Source organism: Streptomyces sp. NPDC036764 (assembly GCF_055609385.1).
Window position 1 is genome coordinate 1 of the sequence record NZ_JBVJPT010000005.1, and the last position, 24,104, is coordinate 24,104.

Here is a 24,104-nt window from a genome sequence, read left to right on the forward strand (position 1 = left end):
TTCACCCGGCCGGCGATGATGCACACCCTGGCCCAGATCGGCTTCCAGCAGTCCTACACGTACTTCACCTGGCGCAACAGCAAGCAGGAGCTCACGGAATACCTGACCGAGCTGTCCGGGGAGGCGGCCGCCTACATGCGGCCCAACTTCTTCGCCAACACCCCCGACATCCTGCACGCCTACCTGCAGAACGGCGGCCGGCCCGCCTTCGAGGTCCGCGCCGTCCTCGCGGCCACGCTGTCGCCGTCCTGGGGCATCTACAGCGGCTACGAACTGTGCGAGAACACCGCGCTGCGCAAGGGCAGCGAGGAATACCTCGACTCCGAGAAGTACCAGCTCCGCCCCCGCGACTGGGCCGCCGCCGAACACGACGGCCGCACCATCACCCCCCTGCTCACCCGCCTCAACGCCATCCGGCGCGAGAATCCGGCCCTGCGGCAGTTGCGCGACCTCCACTTCCACCACGCGGACCAGGAAGCGGTGATCGCGTACTCCAAGCGGCAGGGCTCGAACACGGTTCTGGTGGTCGCCAACCTCGACCCGCACCACACCCAGGAGGCCACGGTCTCGTTGGACATGCCGCAACTCGGCCTGGAATGGCACGAGTCGGTGCCGGTGCGCGACGAGCTCACCGGCGAGACCTATCACTGGGGCAGGGCCAACTATGTGCGCCTCCTGCCCGGCGGCGCGCATGTGCTTGTCGTCGGCTGGGGGTCCGGGGGTTATCCCCCGGACGGGCACAGCCGTGTTCTGCGACCGTCCACCCCGCAGATCGGAGGGTCACCCACAAAATGATCGTCAACGAGCCCGTTCAGGACACCTTCGAGGACACCCCTGCCAAGGATCGTGACCCCGACTGGTTCAAACGCGCCGTCTTCTACGAGGTCCTGGTCCGCTCCTTCCAGGACAGCAACGGCGACGGCGTCGGCGACCTCAAGGGCCTGACCGCCAAACTCGACTACCTGCAATGGCTCGGCGTCGACTGCCTGTGGCTGCCGCCCTTCTTCAAATCACCCCTGCGCGACGGCGGCTACGACGTCTCCGACTACACCGCCGTCCTGCCCGAATTCGGCGACCTCGCCGACTTCGTGGAATTCGTCGACGCCGCCCACCAGCGCGGCATGCGCGTCATCATCGACTTCGTCATGAACCACACCAGCGACCAGCACCCGTGGTTCCAGGAATCGAGAAAAGACCCCGACGGCCCCTACGGCGACTACTACATGTGGGCCGACGACGACAAGCAGTACGCCGACGCCCGCATCATCTTCGTCGACACCGAAGCCTCCAACTGGACCTTCGATCCGGTCCGCAAGCAGTACTTCTTCCACCGCTTCTTCTCCCACCAGCCGGACCTCAACTACGAGAACCCGGCCGTGCAGGAGGAGATCCTCTCGGCGCTGCGGTTCTGGCTGGATCTCGGAATCGACGGGTTCCGGCTCGATGCCGTGCCCTATCTGTACGCGCAGGAGGGCACGAACTGCGAGAACCTTCCGGCGACGCACGAGCTCCTCAGGCGGGTGCGCAAGGAGATCGACGCCCACTACCCGGACACGGTGCTGCTGGCGGAGGCCAACCAGTGGCCGGAGGACGTCGTCGACTACTTCGGCGACTACAGCAGCGGCGGCGACGAATGCCACATGGCCTTCCACTTCCCCGTCATGCCGCGCATCTTCATGGCCGTACGGCGGGAATCCCGCTACCCCGTCTCGGAAATCCTCGCCAAGACGCCGGCCATTCCGTCCGGCTGCCAGTGGGGCATCTTCCTGCGCAACCACGACGAGCTGACCCTCGAAATGGTCACCGACGAGGAACGCGACTACATGTGGGCGGAATACGCCAAGGACCCCCGCATGCGCGCCAACATCGGCATCCGGCGTCGGCTCGCGCCCCTGCTGGACAACGACCGCAACCAGATCGAGCTGTTCACCGCCCTGCTGCTGTCGCTGCCCGGCTCGCCGATCCTGTACTACGGCGACGAGATCGGCATGGGCGACAACATCTGGCTCGGCGACCGCGACGCCGTGCGCACCCCCATGCAGTGGACCCCGGACCGCAACGCCGGCTTCTCCTCCTGCGATCCGGGACGGCTGTATCTGCCGACGATCATGGACCCGGTCCACGGCTACCAGGTGACGAACGTCGAGGCGTCCATGGCCTCGCCGTCCTCGCTCCTTCACTGGACCCGCCGGATGATCGAGATCCGCAAGCAGAACCCGGCGTTCGGCCTCGGCACCTACACCGAACTCCAGTCGTCGAACCCGGCGGTCCTCGCTTTCCTGCGCGAATACGAGGACGATCTGGTGCTGTGCGTCCACAACTTCTCGCGGTTCGCGCAGCCGACGGAACTGGATCTGCGACGGTTCAACGGCCGACATCCCGTCGAGCTGTTCGGCGGGGTGCGATTCCCGGCCATCGGTGAGCTCCCGTACTTGCTGACCCTCGGGGGCCACGGCTTCTACTGGTTCCGGCTGCGCAAGGACGCCGCCTGAGAGCCCGGCGGGGCGGTTTCCACCGCCCCGCCCGGGGCACGCATGAGTAACACCCCGACCACCCGGGGAAAGGACGCGACGCCATGTCGGAAGCCGTCACCCGTACCGTCACCACCCCGCCCGCCCTCCTTGCGTCACTTGATCCACTGCTGCGGGAGTGGCTGCCACGGCAGCGGTGGTTCGCGGGCAAGGGGCGTCCGGTCACCGGGTTCTCGCTGGTCGCCGCCACCGAACTGCTGCCGCCCGGCGGCAAGCTGGGCCTGTACCACCTGCTGGTGCGCGCCCATCAGCCGCTCGCGCCGGTGCCGGGCGCACCCGAGCAGCCCGCCGACTGCTACCAGCTCCTCATAGGGGACCGAGAGGCGTTGCCGCCGCGGCTCGCGCCCGCGCTGATCGGGCACGTCGCCGAGGGCCCGCTCGCCGGACGAACGGTGTACGACGCCCTGTGCGACGCCCGTCCCGCCGAACTGCTCCTGGAGGCCATGCGCACCGGGGCCCGGATCGGCGCGCTGCGCTTCGAACGGGACGGCGGTGAGGAGATCCGGTCCTCCCTGGTGCCGCGCCTGGTCACCTCCGAGCAGTCGAACTCGTCGGTCGTCTACGGCGATACGTTTATCTTGAAGCTGTTGCGCCGGGTCGTGCCCGGCGTCAATCCCGACCTCGAGCTGCCGCTCGCGCTGGCCCGCGAGGGCTGCGACCGGGTGCCCGCGCCGACGGCGTGGTTCCGCTCGGAGCTGGCGGGCGAGTCGTACGTACTGGGTGTGCTCCAGCCCTTCGTGCAGGGCGCGGCGGACGGCTGGGAGCTGGCGCTGCGCGAGCTGGCCAAGGTTGAGGACTTCGCCGCCGAGGCGCGGGCGCTGGGGCGCGCGACCGCCGAGGTGCACACCGCGCTCGCCCGTACGCTGCCGACCGTGACGCTGGGGCACACACAGGTGCAGCAGCTCGTCGACGGCATGGTCGAGCGGTTGGACGCGGCCGCGCAGGCGGTGCCGGCGCTGCGGCCGTACGCGCCCGCGCTGCGCTCCGCCTTCGAGGCGCTGGCCGATCTCGCCGGCGAGGGCTGCACCTGGACCGCCCAGCGCATCCACGGCGATCTGCATCTCGGGCAGTGCCTGCGCTCGCCCGGCGGCCGGTGGTGGCTCATCGACTTCGAGGGCGAGCCGTCGAAGCCGCTGGCCGAGCGGCGGATGCCGCAGCCGCCGGTGCGGGACGTCGCGGGCATGCTGCGCTCCTTCGACTACGCGGCCCACTCGGCCGACCTGCCGGTGCCCGGCTGGGCCGAGGCCTGCCGGGCCGCGTACTGCTCCGGGTACGCGCAGGTCAGCGGCGTCGATCCACGGACCGATCCGGTGCTGTTGCGGGCGTACGAGACCGACAAGGCGATCTACGAGGTCGTCTACGAGGCCCGCCACCGCCCCGACTGGCTGCCGGTGCCGTTGTCCGCCATAGGCCGCCTCGCCGCGGACGCCGGCACCCCGTCCCCCTCCCTCCCCTCATCTCCACCTTCGCCTAGGAGGCCCCGCCCGTGACCCCCCGCACCACTCCCTCCAGCGGTTCGGAAGCCGAGAGCAAGGCCGAGCAGTCGGCCGAGAAGACGAGCGTCGCCAAAAGGGCGACGACCAAAGCCGCGGAGGCCGCCGAGGCCGTGAGGAAGGGGACGGCGAAGAAGACGGCGAAGGCCGCCGGGCAGAAGAAGACGGCCGAGAAGAAGACGGCCGGGGAGAAAGCCGCGGCGAAGAAGCCGGCCGCCAAGAAGGCCGTCGCGAAGAAAGCCGTCGCCAAGAAGGCGGTGACGAAGAAGGCCACCGCGAAGACGACGGCGGCGAAGAGCACACCGGCCAAGAGCACCGCCCCGAAGAAGGCCGCCAAGAAGATCCCCGCGCAGAAGGCGGCGCAGAAGAAGATTCCCGCGCAGAAGGCGGCTCCGAAGCCGGCCCGGCCCGTGGAGATCGCCGTCTCCCCCGCCCTGGACGCCTCCGACCGCGACCGTCTGCTCACCGGCACCCACCACGCCCCGCACTCCGTGCTCGGCGCGCATCCGGTGCCCGGCGGTGTCGCCTTCCGGGCCTTCAGGCCGTTCGCCCTGTCGGTGACCGTCGTCGTGGACAACCTGCGGGCGGAACTGCACGACGACGGGGAGGGGTTCTTCTCGGGGCTGCTGCCGCTGCGGGAGGTGCCGGCGGGCTACCGGCTCCTCGTGGCGTACGAGGGGTCGGTGCAGGAGACCGAGGACGCGTACCGCTTCCTGCCCGCGCTGGGTGAGCTCGATCTGCATCTGATCGGCGAGGGACGGCACGAGGAGCTGTGGCGTGCGCTCGGCGCCGAACCGATGACGCACCAGGGCGTGACCGGCACCCGGTTCACGGTGTGGGCGCCGAACGCGCGCGGCGTCTCCCTGGCCGGCACGTTCAACTTCTGGGACGGCACGGGCTGTCCGATGCGCTCGCTCGGCGGCACCGGTGTCTGGGAGCTGTTCATGCCCGGCATCGGCGAGGGCGAGCTGTACAAGTTCGAGATCACCCGGCCCGACGGCTCGAAGACGCTGCGCGCCGACCCGATGGCCCGCCGTACGCAGGCCCCACCCGACACGTCCTCCATCGTGCACGCCTCGCGGCACGAGTGGGGCGACGCGGCGTGGCTGGCCCGGCGCGGGTCGGTGCCGACGCACGAGGCGCCGTTCTCGGTGTACGAGGTCCACCTGGCGTCCTGGCGCCCCGGCCTGACGTACCGCGAACTCGCCGCGCAGCTCCCCGCGTACGTCAAGGACCTGGGGTTCACGCACGTGGAGCTGATGCCGGTAGCCGAGCACCCCTTCGGCGGCTCCTGGGGCTACCAGGTCACCGGCTTCTACGCGCCCACGGCCCGCATGGGCACTCCGGACGACTTCAAGTACCTGGTCGACGCCCTGCACCAGGCCGGCATCGGTGTGCTGATGGACTGGGTGCCGGCACACTTCCCGCGCGACGACTGGGCGCTGGCCGAGTTCGACGGGCGTCCGCTGTACGAGCACGAGGACCCGCTGCGGTCCGCGCACCCCGACTGGGGGACGCTGGAATTCGACTTCGGGCGGCGCGAGGTGCGCAACTTCCTCGTCGCGAACGCCACGTACTGGTGCGAGGAGTTCCACATCGACGGGCTCCGGGTGGACGCGGTGGCGTCCATGCTCTACCTGGACTACTCGCGTGAGCCGGGCCAGTGGGTGCCGAACGAGCACGGCGGGCGGGAGAACCTGGACGCGGTTGCGTTCCTCCAGGAGATGAACGCGACGGTGTACCGGCGCAACCCCGGGGTCGTCACCATCGCGGAGGAGTCGACGGCCTGGGACGGAGTGACGCGCCCGACGCACGTTTCGGGTCCGGGCGGCTTCGGGGGCCTGGGGTTCGGCCTGAAGTGGAACATGGGCTGGATGCACGACTCACTGCAGTACATGGCCAAGGAGCCGGTGCACCGCAAGTACCACCACAACGAGATGACCTTCTCGATGGTGTACGCCTACAGCGAGAACTACGTGCTGCCCATCTCCCACGACGAGGTCGTCCACGGCAAGCGGTCGCTGGTGTCGAAGATGCCGGGCGACTGGTGGCAGCAGCGGGCCGGCCACCGTGCCTACCTGGGCTTCATGTGGGCGCACCCGGGAAAGCAACTGCTGTTCATGGGGCAGGAGTTCGCGCAGGGCGCCGAGTGGTCGGAGGCGCACGGGCCGGACTGGTGGCTGCTGGACCCGGCGTACGGGGCGGAGCCCGACCACCGCGGGGTGCGGGATCTGGTCCGCGATCTGAACACGGTCTACCGCCACACGCCGGCCCTCTGGCAGCGCGACACCGATCCGTCGGGCTTCCAGTGGGTGGTGGGTGACGCCGCCGACGACAACGTGTTCGCGTTCCTGCGCTACGACGCGGAGGGCACCCCGCTGCTGGCGGTGTCCAACATGTCGCCGGTGGTCCGCGACGAGTACCGCCTGGGCGTCCCGGACGACGTCCCGGCGTGGCACGAGACGGTGAACACCGACGCGGCGAAGTACGGCGGCAGCGATGTCACCAACCCCGACCCCCTCAAGCCGGAGCCGCAGAGCTGGCACGGCCGCGCGGCCAGCATCCGGCTGACGCTGCCGCCACTGGCGACCGTCTGGCTGCGGCCGGCTTAGTTTGTCGCCCCCGCCGCCCCTGCCCGTCCCATCCTTCTGGGGCTCCGCCCCAGACCCCGCTCCTCAAACGCCGGAGGGGCTGGATTCTCAGCCCGTCCGGCGCTTGAGGAGGGGCGGCAGCCCCCGGGGACGGGAAGGGTAGGGGCGGCGGGGGCGAACCCAGTCTCAGGCGGTCGTCAGCGCCTTCGGCAACCGTCCCGTATGCAGCACTCCCAACCGCTGTGTGGCCCGCGTCAGCGCCACATACAGATCGCTCGTGCCGTACAACCCCGGTTCCACCACCAGCACGGAGTCGAACTCCAGGCCCTTCGACTGGCGGGGGTCGAGGAGGACCACCGACTGGGTGAGGTCGGGCTCCGTCCCCGCCGTCACCCCGTCAAGCCGCGCCGCCAGCTTGCCGTGCAGATGGCGCGGGGCGATGACCGCGAGCCGCCCCTCGGCCGGGGTGAGTTCCTCGACGGCCTTCGCGACCGCGCCGGGCAGGTCGTCGGTGGCGCGCACCCAGGGACGTACACCGGTGGACCGTACGGAACTCGGCGGTTCGAAGTCCGGGTTCTCCGCCCTCACGACATCCGCCGCGAGGTCCATGATCTCGGCGGGCGTGCGGTAGTTGACGCCGAGGCGGGTGTGCTCCCAGCGGTCCTCGACGTACGGCTGGAGGATCTTCTGCCACGAGCCGACGCCCGCCGCCTCGGCCGTCTGGGCCGGGTCGCCGACCAGGGTCATCGAGCGGGTCGGGCTGCGCCGCATCAGCAGCCGCCAGGCCATCGGCGACAGCTCCTGCGCCTCGTCGACGATGATGTGCCCGAACGCCCAGGTCCGGTCGGCCGCCGCGCGCTCGGCGGCGCTGCGGTGATCGTCCTCCTCGTGACGTTCGGCGAACCGCTCGGCGTCGATGATGTTGTGCGCGGACAGGACCTCGGAGTCCTCCTCGTCCTTGTCATCGAACTCGTAGGTGCGCGAGGCGTACGACACGTCCAGCACGCCCTGGGCGTAGGCGACCTGCGTCTGCCGCTCCCGCTCGGCCAGCGCCCGCTTCAGCCGGTCGTCCTCGCCGAGGAGTTCGGCGGCCTCGTCGAGCAGCGGTACGTCCGCCACGGTCCACGCCCGGGTCACCGGCCGGCGGATCGCGGCGACGTCCTCGTCGGGCAGGTAGCCCACGGGGTCGGCGAGGAAGTCCGCGACCAGCCGCTGCGGGGTCAGCCTCGGCCACAACTGGTCGATGGCGGCCCACACCTCGGGGTTCTCGGCGATGTCGTCACGGATCTGCGTGATGTCGCTCGGGTCCAGCAGATTCGTGCCGTCGAAGGGGTCCGTCCCGACCCGCTCGGCGTACAGCTCGGTGAGGGTGTTGAGGATGTGGCCCTCGAAGTGCTCGCGGGCCGCGTTGTGGGGCAGCCGCACCGCGCGGGCCTTCTCGCGCGCCACCTTCACCAGACCGTCGTCGAGCATCAGGATCTCGCGGTCGTGCTCGATGGCGATCACCGGGTCGGGCAGCGCCTGCCAGTCCCGTACGGCCTCGGCGAGCACGTCCGCCATGTCGGCGCGGCCCTTCACCGCGGCCGCCTCCCGGGTGTCGGTCGCCGTCGCCTTCACGCCGGGGAACAGTTCGCCGACGGTGGCCAGCAGCACGCCCGTCTCGCCCAGCGCGGGCAGGACCTCGCCGATGTAGCCGAGGAAGGCGGGGTTGGGGCCGACGATCAGGACCGCGCGCTTGGCGAGCAGCTCCCGGTGTTCGTAGAGGAGATAGGCGGCGCGGTGCAGGGCGACGGCCGTCTTGCCGGTGCCCGGGCCGCCCTCCACGACCAGCACGCCGCGGTGCGGCGCCCGGATGATCTCGTCCTGCTCGGCCTGGATGGTCTGCACGATGTCGTTCATCCGGCCGGTGCGCGCGGTGTTCAGCGCGGCGAGCAGGACCGCGTCGCCCGTCGGGTCCTCGTGGCCGGTGCGCTCCCGGTCGCCGAGGTCGAGGATCTCGTCGTGCAGGGCGGTGACCGTACGGCCCTCGGTGGTGATGTGCCGTCGGCGCCTGAGCCCCATCGGGGTGTGGCCGGTGGCCAGGTAGAAGGGGCGGGCGACGTCCGCCCGCCAGTCGACGAGAATCGGTGTGCGCTCGGCGTCGTCGGTGCGCAGGCCGATGCGGCCGATGTGGTGGGTGATGCCCGAGGAGAGGTCGATCCGGCCGAAGCACAGCGAGCCGTCCACGGCGTTCAGCGCGGCGAGCAGCCCCGAGCGCTCGGCGACGAGGATGTCCCGCTCCAGCCGTGCCTGCATGGGCGTGTTGCCCTGGGCGAGCGCGTCCGTGACGGAGTTCTCGGTGTCACCGCGCAACGCGTCCACGCGCGCGTACAGGTCGTCGATGAATTCCTGCTCGCGTCGCATTTCACCGTCTTGAAATTCGGTGTTTGACAATTCTGCTCCCGCCCGGATATACTGTGCTCACTGAACTTCACCGCGACCGAATTCACGCGAAGTCGCGAACCATTAAATATACGCAAAGAAATCCCCCGAGCGCAATTGCTCGGGGGATTTCTTGTGTTCCGGTTCGTGTCCCGGGTGGAATCACAGCACGTCGGCGAGCTCCTCCAGCAGCCGCCGCTTGGGCCGCGCCCCCACCATCGCCTTCACCGGCTCACCGGCGCGGAACACCATGAACGTCGGCATGGAGAGCACCTTGTAGGCGTTCGTGGTCAGCGGGTTGGTGTCCACGTCCAACTGCACCACCTTCAGGCAGTCGCTCGTCTCGTCCGCCAGGGCCGTGAGCACCGGCCCCATCTGCCGGCACGGCGGGCACCAGTCCGCGGTGAACTCCACCAGCACCGGCAGCTCCGCCCCGATCACCTCCGCCTCGAAGTCCGCGTCCGTCACCTCGGCCACGCCCGCCGCTCTGATCACGGTTCCTGCCCTCCCAGTTCGCACAACGGTGGTTCCCCTTCGGCCATCGACAGCCGCAGGCCGATCTTGGCCCGCACGGCCTGCAACTCGCCGATCAGCGCGTCGAGCTCGTCCAGCTTGCGCCGGTAGACCGCGAGCGAGGCGGGACACGAGTCACCCTCCGGGTGCCCGGCCCGCAGACACTCCACGAAGGGCCGGGTCTCCTCCAGGTCGAACCCGAAGTCCTGCAACGTCCTGATCTGCCGAAGCAGCTTCAGGTCGGCCTCGTCGTACGTCCGATAGCCGTTGCCGCCGCGTCGCGCGGGCAGCAGCCCCCGCGACTCGTAGTAGCGCAAGGTGCGCGTCGTGGTCCCGGCCCGCGCGGCCAGCTCGCCGATTCGCATGTCCACGAACGTAATCCTTGACGCCGACGTCAGGGCAACCGCGGCAGGAGCGGCTTTCTCGGCAGCGGGGAGGACAGCACGATCGACGTCGTCGTGCGGCCCAGCGCCGAGGTCTGTTCGAGGATCTCCTCCAGGTGGACGGTGTCCTCGACAGCGACCTTGAGGATCCAGCAGTCCTCGCCGACGACGTGGTGGACCTCCACGATCTCCGGGCGGTCGATCAGCTCCAGGGTGCGGGGGTGACGCAGGGTGTAGCCGCCGTGCGGGTTGACCCGGATGAAGGCCTGGATGCCGTAGCCCAGCCGGGCGGGGGCGATCTGCGCGCCGTATCCCGTGATCGCGCCCGCCGCCTCCAGCCGCCGCACCCGCTCGGTGACGGCCGCCGGGCTGAGCCGCACCCGCCGGCCCAGCTCGCTGAGCTTGATCCGGCCGTCGGTCTGGAGCAGCTCCAGGATCTGCCGGTCCAGGGCGTCGAAGGCCACCGATGTTTCGACGGCGGACGGGCGCAACTGCCGTGGTTCTTTCCGCACGGTGACCGGATCTCCCATGTCTTCCCCTTCAGGACGTGGTGCATGGCCGGGAGAATTATGGTCATGGGAAGCGCACGAGAGGTACTGGTCATAGGCGGCAGCCGCTACTTCGGCAAGCGGCTGATCGCGCGGCTGCTGGCCGCCGGGGACCGGGTGACGGTGCTCAACCGCGGTTCGTCGCCACCGCCGCCGGGCGTGGTTCACCTGATCGCCGACCGCGACGACGAGAAGTCCATGACGGCGGCGCTGGGTTCGCGGACCTTCGACGCCGTGGTCGACCAGGTCTGCTACACCCCGCGCCAGGCGGCGATCGCCCGCCGGGTGTTCGCCGGCCGCACCCGTCGTTACGTGCTGACGTCCACGGTGGAGGTGTACGAGTACGAGGACTCGATCGCCCCCGTGCGCGAGACGGACGTGGGCCCGCTGGGCGTACCCGTCGACCTCGAACTCCCCTGGGACGACCCGGAGTTCCTCGACACCCACTACGGCGAGGGCAAGCGGCAGGCGGAGGCCGTGTTCGCCGCCGGCCAGGACTTCCCGTGCACGGCGGTGCGGGTGGCCCATGTGCTGGGCGGGGACGACGACTTCACGGGCCGTATGACGCACTACGCGAGCCGGATCCGCGCCGGTGCGCCGATCGCCGTACCGGTGGTGAACCATCCGGCGACGTACATCCATGTCGAGGAGATCGCCGACTTCCTGTTCTGGGCGGTGGGCCAGGACTTCACCGGCCCGGTCAACGCCGCCTCGCACGGTCTGCTGACCACCGAGGAACTGTGCGCCGAGATCGCCGCGCACTACCCGGAGGGCCGGACCGTCCTCCAGCCCGTCGAGGTCGGTGAGGTCTCCCCCTTCTCCTTCACCCGCGCCTACGGCATGGACAACTCCCGCGCCACACGGCTCGGTTTCCGCTTCACGCACGCCCGGCAGTGGCTCCCGAAAGCCGTCGCCGAGACCCTCGGAAAGGACGGCGGCTGACATGCGCCGGCGCACTCTCGGCTCCCTGCGCGTGAGCGCGATCGGCCTCGGCGCGATGCCGCTGTCCATCGAGGGCCGCCCGGACGAGCGGCGCGCCCTGGCCACCGTGCACGCCGCCCTCGACTGCGGGGTGACGCTGCTGGACACGGCGGACTCCTACCATCTGCCCGGCGCCGAGCCCGGCCACAACGAACTCCTCGTGGCCCGCGCGCTGGCCGCGTACGGCGGCGACACGGACGACGTCCTGGTGGCCACCAAGGGCGGCCGGGGCCGACCGGCCGACGGCGACTGGACGGTGAACGGCGATCCGCGCCGGCTGAAGTCCGCCGCCGAGGCGTCGCTGCGCCGGCTCGGCATCGAGGCGATCGGGCTCTACCAGCTCCACAAGCCCGATCCGGCCGTTCCGTTCGAGGAGTCGGTCGGCGCGCTGCGCGAGTTGCTCGACGAGGGCAAGATCCGCCTGGCCGGCGTCTCCAACACGGACGTGGACCAGATCCGCACCGCCCACCGGATCCTCGGCGACCGGCTGGTGTCGGTGCAGAACCGGTACTCGCCCGCCGTACGGGACAGCGAGGCCGAGCTCCGCCTGTGCGCGGAGCTCGGGCTCGCGTTCCTGCCGTGGAGCCCGCTCGGCGGCATTTCGCGCAGCTCGCTTGACGGGCCGTCGGGAAGCGAGGAGGACACCCGCCTCGGTGCCTTCCGTGCCGTGGCGCAGGCGCACGGTGTCAGCCCTCAGCGGGTCGCCCTGGCCTGGCTGCTGGCACGCTCCCCCGTCGTGATCCCGATTCCGGGGGCGAGCCGCCCGGAGACGATCCGGGACTCGGCGGGCGCGGCCGACCTGGGCTTGAGCGCTCAGGAGCTGGAACGGCTCGACGGTGCGGTGGTTTCCGTCGGTTGACGCTCGCCGTCCTCGTCGGGGGTCTCCTCCACGCCGAGCAGGCGGCGGGTGAGGTGGTCCTGGTCGGAGAGGAGTTCGTCGAGCGCGGCACGGACGTCGTCCGGCTCCGTGCGAGGGGACTCGCGCTCGGCCGCGATCAGTACCGAGCGCCGAACCAGCTCCTTGGTGAAGGAGGCCGTCGTGCCCTCCGTGCGGGCCACCACCTCGTCCTTGACGTCCTTGCCGAGGCCGAGTCCGGCGCCGTAGAGGTCGAACAGCCGGGAGCGGCCCTCCCCGTCGGGCAGGGGGATCTCCATGGCGAGGTCGATCCGGCCGGGGCGCTGGGCCAGGGCCGGCTCCAGCAGGTCGGCACGGTTGGTGGTGAGCAGGAAGGCGACGTCGGCGTCGTCGCCGAGGCCGTCCATCTCGTTCAGGACCTGGAAGAGCAGGGGCTGGTCGCCGCCGCCGTAGTCGCGGGCCTCGGCGATCAGGTCGCAGTCCTCCAGGACGACGAGCGCCGGCTGGAGCATCCGGGCCAGCGCGCAGGCGGGGCCGATGGCCGAGATGCTGGTGCCGGCGAGGATCACCACCGTGAACTGCGGGAGGTGGGAGAGCAGATAGCGGATCGTGTGGGTCTTGCCGGTGCCGGGCGGGCCGTAGAGCAGCAGTCCGCGGCGCAGGTGCTGGCCCGCCGCGAGAAGCTGCTCGCGGCGCCGGGCGACGCCCATGACCTGGCGTTCCAGGCGCTCCAGCAGGCCGGTGGGCAGCACGATGTCGGTGCGGGTGAGGTCAGGGCGGCGGTGGAAACGGAACGGGCCGAGGCCGTGCCCGAACTCCGAGCCCTCGAAGGAGAGGACCTGGCCGCGGAAGATGTTCCCCTCGCGTACGAGGGTGTCGAACTCGGCGAGCAGCCGGTCCGCGAACTCCTTGTCCCGGGCGAGGACCTCGACCTCGACCTTGTTGCGTCCGTACTCGTCCCGCGGGCCGCGCAGCAGCACCGCGAACCGCTCGTCGCCCTCCCGGCCGAGGTAGAACCCGCTGGAGACGCAGGCCAGTTCGGTGTCCGGGGCGACGGGGAGGTGGGCGTAGTCGACGGCGCCGATCACGAAGCGGTCGTAGCGGTCGGCCGCGTCGAGGATGTCGCCGAGGGTGAGATCGCCGTGGTGCTGGGCGCCGCGCAGGCCGATGAGTTCGTAGGAGCGGGCGGGGTCGGCGGCGAACCAGCGCTCCAGGGCGAGGTGGACGTTGGGGAGGTCGTACGGCGCGTAGGCCGCCTTGACCACGGGGCGGTCGGAGGGGGTGGAGCCGAGGTGGGCCATCAGCCGGGTGCTGAGGTTGCGGCCGCTCTCCTGGTCCTTGCGCGAGGCGCGGGCGACCGCTTCGAGGAACTCGTAGAACAGGTCGTTCACCTGGTCCAGTGAGAGGGGTGCCGCCTCTTGCGCCATGCCCGCCTCCGAACGTCCGCGCCGGTAGGTCCACGTCGAGGGCACCAGCGTGAGCCGAACGGGCTGACAGGTCAAAGGATTTAGGGTGCGGGGCCGAGCAGGGGACCGGCCACCGGGAAACGCGGGCATCCCTGCCCGGGCGCAGGGATGCCATGCAGTCAGGCGTACGGCAGTTGCCGTACGCCTGAGTCGGGAGGGGGTTGGGACCGGGCGGCTGGGAGACGGGGGAGCATCCCGGCCGCCCGGAGCATTTGTGGCCGGACGCCCGGCCCCGGTTCAGGCGGGGCCGGGCGTCCGGAGCAGGTGGGTTCCGGTGCTTTTGCAGCGGGCCGCAGGTCAGGCCTTGGCGAGTTCCTTCTCCCCGCCCTGTTCCGGAGCCTGCGCGGCCGGGGCGGCGCCGTGGCCGTCGTCGTCCAGGAGGGTCTTCTCGTCGAACGGGAGCTGTCCGGCGAGCACCTGGTCGACCTTGTCCTTGTCGATCTCCTTCGTCCAGGTGCCGATCAGCACCGTGGCGACGGCGTTGCCCGCGAAGTTCGTCAGGGCGCGGGCCTCGCTCATGAAGCGGTCGATGCCGACGATGAGGCCGATGCCGTCCACCAGGGCGGGCTTGTGCGACTGCAGGCCACCGGCCAGGGTCGCGAGGCCGGCGCCGGTGACACCCGCGGCGCCCTTGGAGGCGACCAGCAGGAACAGCAGCAGCGGGATCTGCTCGGCGAGCGCCATCGGCGTACCCATGGCGTCGGCGATGAACAGGGACGCCATGGTCATGTAGATCATGGTGCCGTCGAGGTTGAAGGAGTAGCCGGTCGGGACGGTGATGCCGACCACCGGCTTGCTGACGCCCAGGTGTTCCATCTTCGCGATGAGGCGCGGCAGCGCCGACTCGGAGGAGGAGGTCGACAGGATCAGCAGGAACTCACGGCCGAGGTACTTGAAGAACGTGAGGATGTTCAGGCCCGCGACGATCCGCAGCAGCGCGCCGAGCACGATGAAGACGAAGAGGAAGCAGGTGACGTAGAAGCCGAGCATCAGCACGGCGAGGCTCTTCAGCGCGTCCAGACCGGCGGAACCGGTGACGGCGGCGATGGCGCCGAAGGCACCGATCGGGGCGGCCCACATGACCATGGCGAGGATGCGGAAGACGAGCCGCTGGATGTGCTGCACACCGCGCAGGATCGGCTCACCGGCGGAGCCCATGGCCTGGAGCGCGAAACCGGTGAGCAGCGCGACCAGCAGGGTCTGGAGGACCTCGGGGACGGTGAAGGCGGAGACGATCGTGGTCGGGATGATGCCGAGCAGGAACTCGGTGGTGTCCTTGGCCTCCGCGTCGACCTGCGCGTGACCGGCGTCCTTCACGGCGTCGGTGACGGCGAGGCCGGTGCCCGGCTCCAGGATGTTGCCGACGACGAGACCGATGGCGAGCGCGACCAGCGACATCGCGAGGAAGTAGACCAGCGCGATACCGCCGACCTTGCCGACCTTGGCGGCCTTCCGCACCGAGCCGATGCCCAGGACGATCGTGCAGAAGATGATCGGCGAGATCATCATCTTGATCAGGTTCACGAAGCCGGTCCCGATGGGCTTCAGCTCGACCGCGAAGTCGGGGGCGACGAGGCCCACGGTGATACCGAGGGCGACCGCGATGATCACCGCGATGTAGAGGTAGTGCGTGCGGTCCCGTTTGGCGACGGGTGCGGCAGGTGCCGTATCGGGGGAACTGGCGGCGGCCACGGCTGCCCTCCTTGACGTCTTCGTCGGTTTTGTCACCGGCGTGCGGCTCACGTCCGGGGTGGGGGGTCGCTGATCGGCTGCCGAGCCCCGGGGGGACGGGGGTCGTAATTCAGCGATGCCGTGACTATCTCCCGCGGTGTGAGGGCGGTCACCCTTCCGTTCATTTAGTTCACAATCGGCCATGGAGGCAGACTGACGACATGCGCATCCCCGTCCCGAGACCCCGCAGCCTGGCCGGCCAGCTCTTCGCCATGCAGGCCGTGCTGATAGCGGTGCTCGTCGCCGGATACGCGGTGTTCACCTACCTCAGCGACACCGGGCAGGCCGAGGACGCCGCGGGCCGCCAGGCCAAGGCGGTGGCCCAGTCGATCGCCGACGCCCCGTCCGTACGGGAGGCGATCCGCACCGCGGACCCGACGGCCGAGCTCCAGCCGTACGCGCTGCGCGTCCAGCACGACGCCGAGGTCGACTTCGTCACGATCATGAACACCAAGGGCATCCGCTGGACGCACCCGGACGAGGAGCAGATCGGCCAGCACTTCCGCGGCCACACCGAGCGCGCCCTGCGCGGGGAGCCCTTCACCGAGACGTACACCGGCACGCTGGGGCCGTCCGTGCGGGCGGTCGTGCCGATCTACGACGGGGGGCGGGACCCGGCCCACATCGTGGGGCTGGTCAGCGCGGGCATCCGGGTCGAGGCGATCAGCAAGCGGGTGCAGGACCAGCTCACCGCGCTGATCGGGGTGGCGGCGGGCGCGCTCACGCTGGGCGCGATCGGCACGTACGTCATCAACGCGCGGCTGCGCCGGCACACCCATGGCATGAACGCGGCCGAGCTGAGCCGGATGCACGACTATCACCAGGCCGCGTTGCACGCGGTGCGTGAGGGGCTGCTGATGCTGGACGGGCAGTTCCGGGTGGCGCTGATCAACGACGGAGGGCGGGAGCTGCTCGGGGTGGCGGGTGACGTGGTGGGGCGCTCGGTCGCGGAGCTCGGGCTGCCGGCCCCGCTGACCGGGGCGCTGCTGGCCTCCGAGCCGCGGGTGGACGAGGTGTATCTGACGGCGGAGCGGGTGCTGGTGGTGAACACCTCGCCGGTGTCGGGCGGTGAGCGGCGCGGCACGGTGGTGACACTGCGGGACGTCACCGAACTCCAGTCCCTGATGGGCGAGCTGGACTCCGAGCGGGGCTTCACGCAGGCGCTGCGGTCGCAGGCGCACGAGGCGGCGAACCGGCTGCACACGGTGGTCTCGCTGATCGAACTGGGCCGCGCGCAGGAGGCGGTGGACTTCGCGACCGCCGAGCTGGAGCTGGCGCAGGCGCTGACGGACCAGGTCGTCGCGGCGGTCAGCGAGCCGGTGCTCGCGGCGCTGCTGCTGGGCAAGACGGCGCAGGCCAACGAGCGGGGCGTGGAGCTCGTCGTGTCGGAGGACAGCCGGCTCGACGACGGTCTGCTGCCGGACACTCTTCCCGCCCGGGACCTGGTGACGATACTGGGCAACCTCATCGACAACGCGGTGGACGCGGCGCAGGGAAGCGTGGGGGCACGGGTGACGGTGACGGCGTACGCCGAGGGCGGCGAACTGGTGCTCCGGGTGTCGGACACCGGCGCCGGGGTGGATCCCGCGCTCGGCGAGACGGTGTTTCAGCGCGGTTTCTCCACGAAGCCGTCCGGGCCGGGCGGCCGAGGACTGGGCCTGGCCCTGGTCCGGCAGGCAGTGAGCCGGCACCAAGGCGTGCTGTCGGTGACGGAGGCAGACGGGGGCGGGGCGGTGTTCGAGGTACGGATGCCGCTGGTGGACGGGGCGGGCACGGCGGAGGAGACCGGCTCGACGCAGGGCACGGGCTCAGGGTCCGCCGAGGGCGCCGGCTCGGGCGCGGGTGCCGCTTCCCCCGGGGGAGCCGGTCCGACGGAGAGGGCCGCTTCCCAGGGCGCGGCGGTTGCGAGAGGTGACGTATGACGGCGGCTGCCGAGCAGGCGATTCGCGTCCTGGTCGTGGAGGACGACCCCGTGGCTGCGGACGCGCACATGATGTACGTCGGGCGGGTGCCCGGGTTCGTCGCGGTCGGCAAGGCGCACACCGGCGCTGAGGCACGCCGCGCGCTGGAGCGGACGCCGGTGGACCTGCTGCTGCTCGACCTGCATCTGCCGGATGTGCACGGGCTGCAACTGGCGCGCTCGCTCAGGGCGGCGGGGCATCAGGCGGACGTGATCGCGGTGACGTCGGCGCGGGATCTCGCGGTGGTGCGCGAGGGGGTGTCACTCGGGGTCGTGCAGTACGTACTGAAGCCCTTCACCTTCGCGACCCTGCGGGACCGGCTGGTGCGCTACGCCGAGTTCCACGCGGCCGTCGGCGAGGCGAGCGGACAGGACGAGGTGGACCGGGCGCTGGGCGCGCTGCGTGCGCCGGGGCCCGCGGCGCTGCCGAAGGGGCTGAGCGCGCCGACGCTGGAGCGGGTGACCGGCGCGGTGCGGGACGCCGGCGAGGGGCTCACGGCGGCCGGGGTGGCCGAGGCGGTGGGGATCTCCCGGATCACGGCCCGGCGGTATCTGGAGCATCTGGTGGAGGCGGGCCGGGCCGAACGCAAGCCGGTCTACGGGCAGGTGGGACGACCGGAGCTGGTGTACCGGTGGGTACCGGGCCGGTAGCCGCGGCGAGCGGGCGGAGAACTCGGCCGGCGAGGCCCTCAACGACGTCGGTCGGCGAAGCCCTCAACGACGTCGGCAGACGAAGCCCTCAACGACGTCGGCAGGCGAAGCCCTCAACACCCAATCCCCGGCAGAGGCATTGACCTGACTAGACCACTCAACCTACGTTCACCGGGCAGCCATCCCAGCGCCACGACGAAGTGCGCAAGCAGGAGGTCATGCCCGTGCGCCCCACCGCCGCCCTCCCCACATTCCTCGCCCTCACTCTCGCCGCCGCCGGCACGCTCACCGCGTGCGGCGGCGGATCCGGCAGTGACCCGGACACCGTCAAGGTCTCCTTCAAGCAGTCCACGGACAACTCCATCAAGGTGATGGACACCTACCTCGCCGACATCAAGAAGCAGTTCGAGAAGGCGAATCCCGGCAAGAAGGTCGAGTTCGTCCCCATCAAGGCCCCGGACTCGGAGTACTACACCAAGCTCCAGCAGATGCTCCGCTCCCCCAAGACCGCCCCCGACCTGGTCTACGAGGACACCTTCCTCATCAACTCGGACATCACCAGCGGGTACTTGAAGCCACTCGACCCCTATCTCGCCAAGTGGCAGGACTGGAACCGGTTCATCGACACGGCGCAGGCCGCGGCCAAGGGCGAGGACGGCAAGACGTACGGCGTCCCGGACGGCACCGACACCCGGGGTCTGTGGTTCAGCAAGGACGTCTTCAAGAAGGCCGGTCTGCCCGCCGACTGGCAGCCGAGGACCTGGAACGACGTCCTGGACGCCGCCCGCACCGTCAAGGAGAAGGTCCCGGGCGTCATCCCGCTCAACGTGTACACGGGCAAGCCCGTCGGCGAGGCCGCCACCATGCAGACCTTCGAGATGCTGCTGTACGGCACGAACGACGGCACGGCGGACCCGCTCTACGACAAGTCCGCCAAGAAGTGGGTGGCCGGCGGCCAGGGCTTCAAGGACTCGCTGTCCTTCGTCGAGACCGTCTACAAGGAGAAGCTCGGCCCGGACGTCTCCGACGCCCTCGACCCCAACGTCATGACCCGTGTGCGCGGCGAGTGGCTGCCGAAGGGCAAGCTCGCCATCGCCCTCGACGGCTCCTGGCTCCCGCAGGACTGGCTGCCCGGCAGTGGACACGAATGGCCCGAGTGGTCCGAGAAGCTGGGCCTGGCCGCCATGCCCACGCAGAACGGCCAGGCCCCCGGCAAGGTGAGCATGTCCGGCGGCTGGACCTGGTCCATCCCGGCCAAGGCGGCCAACCCCGACCTCGCCTTCGAGTTCATCAAGACGATGCAGACCAAGGCGAACGCCCAGAAGTGGTACATCGCCAACTCGGGCATCGCCGTACGAAAGGACGTCGCGGACGACCCGTCGTACACCGACGCCCAGCCCGGCATCAAGTTCTTCACGGACCTGGTCGCCAGCACCCACTACCGCCCCGCGTTCCCGGCGTACCCGAAGGTCTCCACCGCGGTCCAGGAGGCGATGGAGGGCGTGACGACGGGCGACATGTCGGTGGACGAGGCGGCCAAGGGATACGACGAGGAGCTCGAATCGGCGACGGACGACCAGGTGATCCAGAAGTGAGGGACGGCGAGGACCACCGCCCATGACCGCCGAAGCACAAGACGCGGCGACGGGCCCGGCGACGTGCAAGTCCCCGTCGGGCACGCCGGCTTCACGCCCGCCGGGCCCGCCGCCCGCCCCGCTGCACCGCAGCCTCGCCCGAGCGCTGCCCGTCTCCCCCGCCGTCGTCCTGCTGCTCCTCTTCCTCGCCGGCCCCATCGCCTACTGCGCCTTCATCGCCTTCACCGACCTCCAGCTCACCGGCCAGGCCGAGGACTCGTTCGTCGGATTCGACAACTTCCGTACGGCCTTCGGTGACGAGGCGTTCCTCAACGCCGTATGGCTCACCCTCGTCTTCACCGTCATCTCGGCCCTGCTCGGCCAGAACACCCTGGGCCTGGCCCTGGCCATGCTGATGCAGCGCGCGTCCAAGCCGATCCGCACCCTGGTGGGCGGGATCGTCATCACGGCATGGGTGCTGCCGGAGGTCGTCGCCGGGTTCCTGCTGTACGCCTTCTTCCGCCGCGAGGGCACCCTGAACGCCATCCTGGAGTGGCTGCAACTGCCCACCCAGAACTGGCTGTTCACCCTGCCGATCCTGGCGGTGTCCTTCGCGAACGTGTGGCGGGGCACGGCGTTCTCGATGCTGGTCTACTCGGCCGCGCTCAACGAGATCCCCAAGGAGATCACCGAGGCGGCGCAGGTCGACGGCGCCGGCGGCTGGCGCCGGATATGGCACATCACGCTCCCGATGATCCGCCGCTCCATCGGCACCAACCTGATGCTCATCACCCTTCAGACGCTGTCCGTCTTCGGGCTCATCTGGGTGATGACCAGGGGCGGCCCGGGCGGCAAGAGCCAGACATTGCCGCTGTTCATGTACGAGGAGGCGTTCCAGAAGAGCATGATCGGCTACGGCACCGCGGTCGCCCTGCTGCTCCTGGTGGTGGGCTCGCTGTTCTCGGTGGTCTACCTGCGTCTGCTGCGGACGGAGGTCTGACGCCCATGCCCCGATCCCTCTCGTCCCGCGAGAGCACCCATCGCCTGGCCGCCGACGCCGGGCTCCTGGTGGTGGCCGCGGCGTTCGTGCTGCCGCTGGTCTGGGTGGTCCTGTCCTCCCTGGACACCGGCGCCGACCTCCGGGTGAAGCTCCCGGACGGCATCACCCTGGACAATTTCGACGCGGTCCTGACCCCGGAGATCACCTTCACGCCGCTGCTCAACAGCCTGCTGCTGTGCGGCGGCGGGACGGCGCTGACGGTCGCGTGCGCGGCGCTCGCCGCCTACCCGCTGTCCCGGTTCCGCTCGCGGTTCAACCGCCCGTTCCTGCTCACGATCCTGTTCGCGACGAGCCTGCCCATCACGGCGATCATGGTGCCGGTGTACGCCCTGTTCGTACGGGTGAACCTGATCGACACCATGCAGGGCACGATCTTCTTCTTCGCCGCCTCCCAACTGCCGTTCGCCATCTGGCTGATGAAGAACTTCATGGACGGGGTGCCCAGGGAACTGGAGGAGGCGGCCTGGACGGACGGGGCGTCCTCGCTCCAGTCGCTGGTGCGGATCGTGCTGCCGCTGATGGGACCGGGCGTGGCCGTGGTCACGGTGTTCTCGTTCGTGATGATGTGGGGGAACTTCTTCGTTCCCTTCATGCTGCTCCTGACCCCCGACCAGATGCCGGCCTCCGTCAGCATCAACGACTTCTTCGGGAACCGGGGGATGGTGGCGTACGGGCAGTTGGCGGCGTTCTCGATCGTCTACTCGACGCCGGTGATCCTGCTGTACGTGCTGATCTCACGGCGGTTGGGCAGCGGCTTCGCGCTGGGCGGGGCGGTCAAGGGGTGACGTCGGGCAGCACCCCCGCCCGGAACGCCTCCACCCCCACGACCCGGCGCACCCGCACCGGCTCGATCAGCAGCATCACGCGCCGCTCCCCGGGCAGCAGCCATGGGTAGCGGTCCTGCCCGATGTACTTCTGCGCGAGCCGGTCCATGGCCCGCTCCGCCACGTCCCCCTCAACGAACCGGACGACCCGCCCCCGGATCTCGGCCCGGTCGTAGGGGTTCTCCGGGTCGTGGTGGGACAGGGAAACGTTGGGATTGAGCCGCAGGTTGTCCACCTTCACCCGCCCCATGGACGTGTTGACCATGACGTACTCATCTTCGATGTCCGCCCACATGGGCGAAACCTGCGGCGTCCCGTCGGGGCCCACCGTCGCGAGGTGCCAGAAGTTCGGCGCCAGGAGACGCTCGCGAATATGCCCGTTGAGCTTGCCGTTCACCGGTTGTCACCACCCTTCGGGGCCGCCACGGTGACGCCCCGGCGCCATCCTCACCGTCACCCCACCGCATCGACAGACGATCTTCGGCCAGCGGCGAACCCGCCGGTAGCCGTAGGTTCCTACAATCCGTGATCCTGGCCGAACAGACCGTAGTCACCCCATCTCGGCGGGCCTACGTTGTGGCGCGTGCGTCGACCCCCAGCCCAACCGAACCAGCCCTACAACCGCTCCAGCCGCCGCAATCCACCCACTCCTCCGTTCAACGCCCCCGCCGCCCGCAGACTCCGCGCCGCCCTGAGCATGGGCCCCGAGCATGTCGCCTACGGCATGCGCGTCAGCTACGGCCTTCCCTATGTCACCGAGGACCTCGTCATCGCCTGGGAACGCGAACTCGCCGCTCCCACCAGCCACGAGCTCAGCGCCCTGGCGGGCGTGCTGTGGTGCTCGCCCGCCGAGCTGCTCGGCAAGCCGCGAACCCTGCGCGAGCACCGCATCGCCCGCGGCCTCGCGCCGGAGGACGTGGCCCGTGCCGTCGGGCACGAGGTCGTCGAGTATCTGCGCATGGAGGAGGACGACGACTGGCATGGCACCGACCGCCAGTCCGCCGCCCTCGCCGAGGCCCTCGGCCTGACGATCCCCGACTTCATCACCGTCACCGGCCGCGAGGCCCGGCTCGCCGACCTGCTGCGCAGTGCCGTGACGACGCGCTGGCAGGCGTATGTGCGCCCGGTCGGCAAGATGGTGCCCCTGGACCGGCGCCTGCTGGAGACCACGCTCCAGGAACTGCACCAGCACTACCAGGGGCAGATGACCGCCACCCTGAGCTGGGGCGGCGGCAGCGGTGACTCCAGCGCGGCCGGCCGCGAGTTCATGGACGGCATCGTGGAGCGCTTCTGGAGGATGGTCCAGGAGAACAGCCCCTGAAGCCCTGTACGCCTGATTCCGAGCAGCGCTGACGGGCGGGGCCTGTGACCGGCAGCGGGCCCTGCGGCTAGAAGACGGACTCCGCCTCGTCCATGCGGTCCTTCGGCACCGTCTTGAGCTCGGTGACCGCCTCGGCCAGCGGCACCATGACGATGTCCGTGCCGCGCAGCGCGGTCATCCTGCCGAACTCGCCCTGATGGGCGGCCTCCACCGCGTGCCAGCCGAAGCGGGTGGCGAGCACCCGGTCGTACGCGGTCGGCGTGCCGCCGCGCTGGACGTGGCCGAGAATGACCGGCTTGGCCTCCTTGCCGAGGCGGCGCTCCAGCTCGAAGGCGAGCGCCGTGCCGATGCCCTGGAAGCGCTCGTGGCCGAACTGGTCGATCTCGCCCTTGCCGTAGTCCATGGTGCCGTCGGCGGGGTGGGCGCCCTCGGCCACGCAGATCACTGCGAACTTCTTGCCGCGCGCAAAGCGCTCCTCGACCATCTTCACAAGGTCGGCGGGGTCGAACGGCCGCTCCGGCAGACAGATGCCGTGCGCGCCGGCCGCCATGCCGGACTCCAGCGCGATCCAGCCCGCGTGCCGGCCCATGACCTCGACGACCATCACCCGCTGGTGCGACTCCGCGGTGGTCTTCAGGCGGTCCATGGCCTCGGTGGCGACGCCGACGGCGGTGTCGAAGCCGAACGTCCGGTCCGTCGAGGAGATGTCGTTGTCGATCGTCTTGGGCACGCCGACGACCGGCAGCCCGGCGTCGGACAGCATGCGTGCCGCGGTCAGCGTGCCCTCGCCGCCGATCGGGATGAGGGCGTCGATGCCGAAGTCGCGGGCGATGTCGGGGGCGTTCTCGCAGGCCTCGCGCAGCCGGCCCCGCTCCAGTCGCGAGGAGCCGAGGATCGTGCCGCCGCGGGCCAGGATGCCGCTGACGGCCTCCAGGTCGAGGCGGCGGTAGTGACCGTCCAGCAGGCCCGCGAACCCGTCCTCGAAGCCGATCACCTCGTCGCCGTACTGTGCGACGGCACGGTGCACGACCGACCGGATCACGGCGTTCAGGCCGGGGCAGTCGCCGCCTGCGGTGAGAACTCCGATACGCATCGTGCTGTGTCTCCTGCTCGCTGTTGATACCGGTGAGCCAGTCCGATTGTTTCACGTCCCCGAGGGCCCTGTCCGACCCGGGAACCTGACGGGCGCCTTATCCATCG

20 protein-coding genes are annotated in these 24,104 nt (G+C 70.2%); 12 read left to right on the forward strand and 8 right to left on the reverse strand.

The window, feature by feature from the left end; translation table 11 throughout:
• The 4 genes from ACZ69Q_RS20680 to glgB all read left to right on the forward strand — a co-directional run.
• A partial coding sequence (locus ACZ69Q_RS20680; protein ID WP_471043758.1) for an alpha-amylase family glycosyl hydrolase occupies positions 1 to 795 on the forward strand: 795 nt, incomplete at its 5' end.
• Positions 792 to 2,492: a maltose alpha-D-glucosyltransferase gene (gene treS, locus ACZ69Q_RS20685; RefSeq protein WP_471043760.1), complete on the forward strand. Its 1,701-nt coding sequence runs from the start codon at positions 792 to 794 to the stop codon at positions 2,490 to 2,492. The genes ACZ69Q_RS20680 and treS, both read left to right, overlap by 4 nt.
• Positions 2,493 to 2,575: 83 nt before the next feature.
• Positions 2,576 to 4,021 (forward strand): maltokinase N-terminal cap-like domain-containing protein, encoded by a 1,446-nt coding sequence (locus tag ACZ69Q_RS20690; protein WP_471043762.1) that lies wholly within the window; start codon positions 2,576 to 2,578, stop codon positions 4,019 to 4,021.
• Complete coding sequence (gene glgB / locus ACZ69Q_RS20695; RefSeq protein ID WP_471043764.1) at positions 4,018 to 6,636, forward strand: 1,4-alpha-glucan branching enzyme; 2,619 nt, start codon at positions 4,018 to 4,020, stop codon at positions 6,634 to 6,636. The genes ACZ69Q_RS20690 and glgB overlap by 4 nt, the downstream gene beginning before the upstream one ends.
• 165 nt (positions 6,637 to 6,801) lie before the next feature.
• Here the strand turns inward: glgB and ACZ69Q_RS20700 are convergent, their stop codons facing one another.
• The 4 genes from ACZ69Q_RS20700 to ACZ69Q_RS20715 all read right to left on the reverse strand — a co-directional run bounded on the left by ACZ69Q_RS20700 (position 6,802) and on the right by ACZ69Q_RS20715 (position 10,396).
• Positions 6,802 to 9,018, reverse strand: a complete 2,217-nt coding sequence (locus tag ACZ69Q_RS20700) for a HelD family protein (RefSeq protein ID WP_471043766.1) — start codon at positions 9,016 to 9,018, stop codon at positions 6,802 to 6,804.
• A 180-nt stretch (positions 9,019 to 9,198) separates the two neighbouring features.
• Positions 9,199 to 9,531, reverse strand: a complete 333-nt coding sequence (locus ACZ69Q_RS20705) for a thioredoxin family protein (protein ID WP_471043769.1) — start codon at positions 9,529 to 9,531, stop codon at positions 9,199 to 9,201.
• On the reverse strand, positions 9,528 to 9,914 hold the full coding sequence (locus ACZ69Q_RS20710; RefSeq protein ID WP_471044670.1) for a MerR family transcriptional regulator: 387 nt from the start codon (positions 9,912 to 9,914) through the stop codon (positions 9,528 to 9,530). The genes ACZ69Q_RS20705 and ACZ69Q_RS20710 overlap by 4 nt, the downstream gene beginning before the upstream one ends.
• Positions 9,915 to 9,943: 29 nt before the next feature.
• A complete protein-coding gene (locus tag ACZ69Q_RS20715) occupies positions 9,944 to 10,396 on the reverse strand; it encodes an Lrp/AsnC family transcriptional regulator (protein WP_471044672.1) in 453 nt (150 codons plus the stop codon).
• Positions 10,397 to 10,507: 111 nt separating this feature from the next.
• Between ACZ69Q_RS20715 and ACZ69Q_RS20720 the strand changes: the two genes are divergently transcribed.
• Together ACZ69Q_RS20720 and ACZ69Q_RS20725 are read left to right on the forward strand one after the other, a co-directional pair.
• Complete coding sequence (locus ACZ69Q_RS20720) at positions 10,508 to 11,422, forward strand: NAD-dependent epimerase/dehydratase family protein (protein ID WP_471043771.1); 915 nt, start codon at positions 10,508 to 10,510, stop codon at positions 11,420 to 11,422.
• 1 nt (position 11,423) lies between these two features.
• The gene (locus tag ACZ69Q_RS20725) at positions 11,424 to 12,320 is read left to right on the forward strand and encodes an aldo/keto reductase (RefSeq protein ID WP_471043774.1); all 897 of its coding nucleotides are present in this window, start codon (positions 11,424 to 11,426) and stop codon (positions 12,318 to 12,320) included.
• On the opposite strand, the gene ACZ69Q_RS20730 is transcribed toward ACZ69Q_RS20725, so the two are convergent.
• Both ACZ69Q_RS20730 and ACZ69Q_RS20735 read right to left on the reverse strand, forming a co-directional pair.
• Positions 12,275 to 13,744 (reverse strand): AAA family ATPase, encoded by a 1,470-nt coding sequence (locus tag ACZ69Q_RS20730; RefSeq protein ID WP_471043776.1) that lies wholly within the window; start codon positions 13,742 to 13,744, stop codon positions 12,275 to 12,277. The two genes, ACZ69Q_RS20725 and ACZ69Q_RS20730, sit on opposite strands and share 46 nt — an antisense overlap.
• Positions 13,745 to 14,080: 336 nt before the next feature.
• The gene (locus tag ACZ69Q_RS20735; RefSeq protein WP_471043778.1) at positions 14,081 to 15,475 is read right to left on the reverse strand and encodes a cation:dicarboxylate symporter family transporter; all 1,395 of its coding nucleotides are present in this window, start codon (positions 15,473 to 15,475) and stop codon (positions 14,081 to 14,083) included.
• Positions 15,476 to 15,675: 200 nt separating this feature from the next.
• On the opposite strand from ACZ69Q_RS20735, the gene ACZ69Q_RS20740 reads away from it, so the two are divergent.
• From ACZ69Q_RS20740 to ACZ69Q_RS20760, 5 genes are all read left to right on the forward strand, one after another.
• The gene (locus ACZ69Q_RS20740) at positions 15,676 to 17,436 is read left to right on the forward strand and encodes an ATP-binding protein (protein WP_471043780.1); all 1,761 of its coding nucleotides are present in this window, start codon (positions 15,676 to 15,678) and stop codon (positions 17,434 to 17,436) included.
• Complete coding sequence (locus tag ACZ69Q_RS20745) at positions 17,433 to 18,125, forward strand: response regulator (RefSeq protein ID WP_471043783.1); 693 nt, start codon at positions 17,433 to 17,435, stop codon at positions 18,123 to 18,125. The genes ACZ69Q_RS20740 and ACZ69Q_RS20745 overlap by 4 nt, the downstream gene beginning before the upstream one ends.
• 218 nt (positions 18,126 to 18,343) lie before the next feature.
• Complete coding sequence (locus tag ACZ69Q_RS20750; protein WP_471043786.1) at positions 18,344 to 19,720, forward strand: extracellular solute-binding protein; 1,377 nt, start codon at positions 18,344 to 18,346, stop codon at positions 19,718 to 19,720.
• Between the two features lie 22 nt (positions 19,721 to 19,742).
• Positions 19,743 to 20,699: a carbohydrate ABC transporter permease gene (locus ACZ69Q_RS20755; protein ID WP_471043789.1), complete on the forward strand. Its 957-nt coding sequence runs from the start codon at positions 19,743 to 19,745 to the stop codon at positions 20,697 to 20,699.
• 5 nt (positions 20,700 to 20,704) lie between these two features.
• Positions 20,705 to 21,544 carry a carbohydrate ABC transporter permease gene (locus ACZ69Q_RS20760; protein WP_471043791.1) on the forward strand — a complete coding sequence of 280 codons (840 nt, stop codon included), beginning with the start codon at positions 20,705 to 20,707 and terminating at the stop codon, positions 21,542 to 21,544.
• On the opposite strand, the gene ACZ69Q_RS20765 is transcribed toward ACZ69Q_RS20760, so the two are convergent.
• Positions 21,534 to 21,980: a PPOX class F420-dependent oxidoreductase gene (locus ACZ69Q_RS20765; RefSeq protein ID WP_471043794.1), complete on the reverse strand. Its 447-nt coding sequence runs from the start codon at positions 21,978 to 21,980 to the stop codon at positions 21,534 to 21,536. The genes ACZ69Q_RS20760 and ACZ69Q_RS20765 overlap by 11 nt on opposite strands.
• Before the next feature lie 186 nt (positions 21,981 to 22,166).
• Here ACZ69Q_RS20765 and ACZ69Q_RS20770 point away from each other — a divergent pair, with 186 nt between their 5' ends.
• Positions 22,167 to 22,904, forward strand: a complete 738-nt coding sequence (locus ACZ69Q_RS20770) for an XRE family transcriptional regulator (RefSeq protein ID WP_471043795.1) — start codon at positions 22,167 to 22,169, stop codon at positions 22,902 to 22,904.
• A gap of 67 nt (positions 22,905 to 22,971) precedes the next feature.
• On the opposite strand, the gene ACZ69Q_RS20775 is transcribed toward ACZ69Q_RS20770, so the two are convergent.
• Positions 22,972 to 23,997 carry an ATP-dependent 6-phosphofructokinase gene (locus ACZ69Q_RS20775; protein ID WP_471043797.1) on the reverse strand — a complete coding sequence of 342 codons (1,026 nt, stop codon included), beginning with the start codon at positions 23,995 to 23,997 and terminating at the stop codon, positions 22,972 to 22,974.
• Between the last annotated feature and the right edge of the window lie 107 nt (positions 23,998 to 24,104).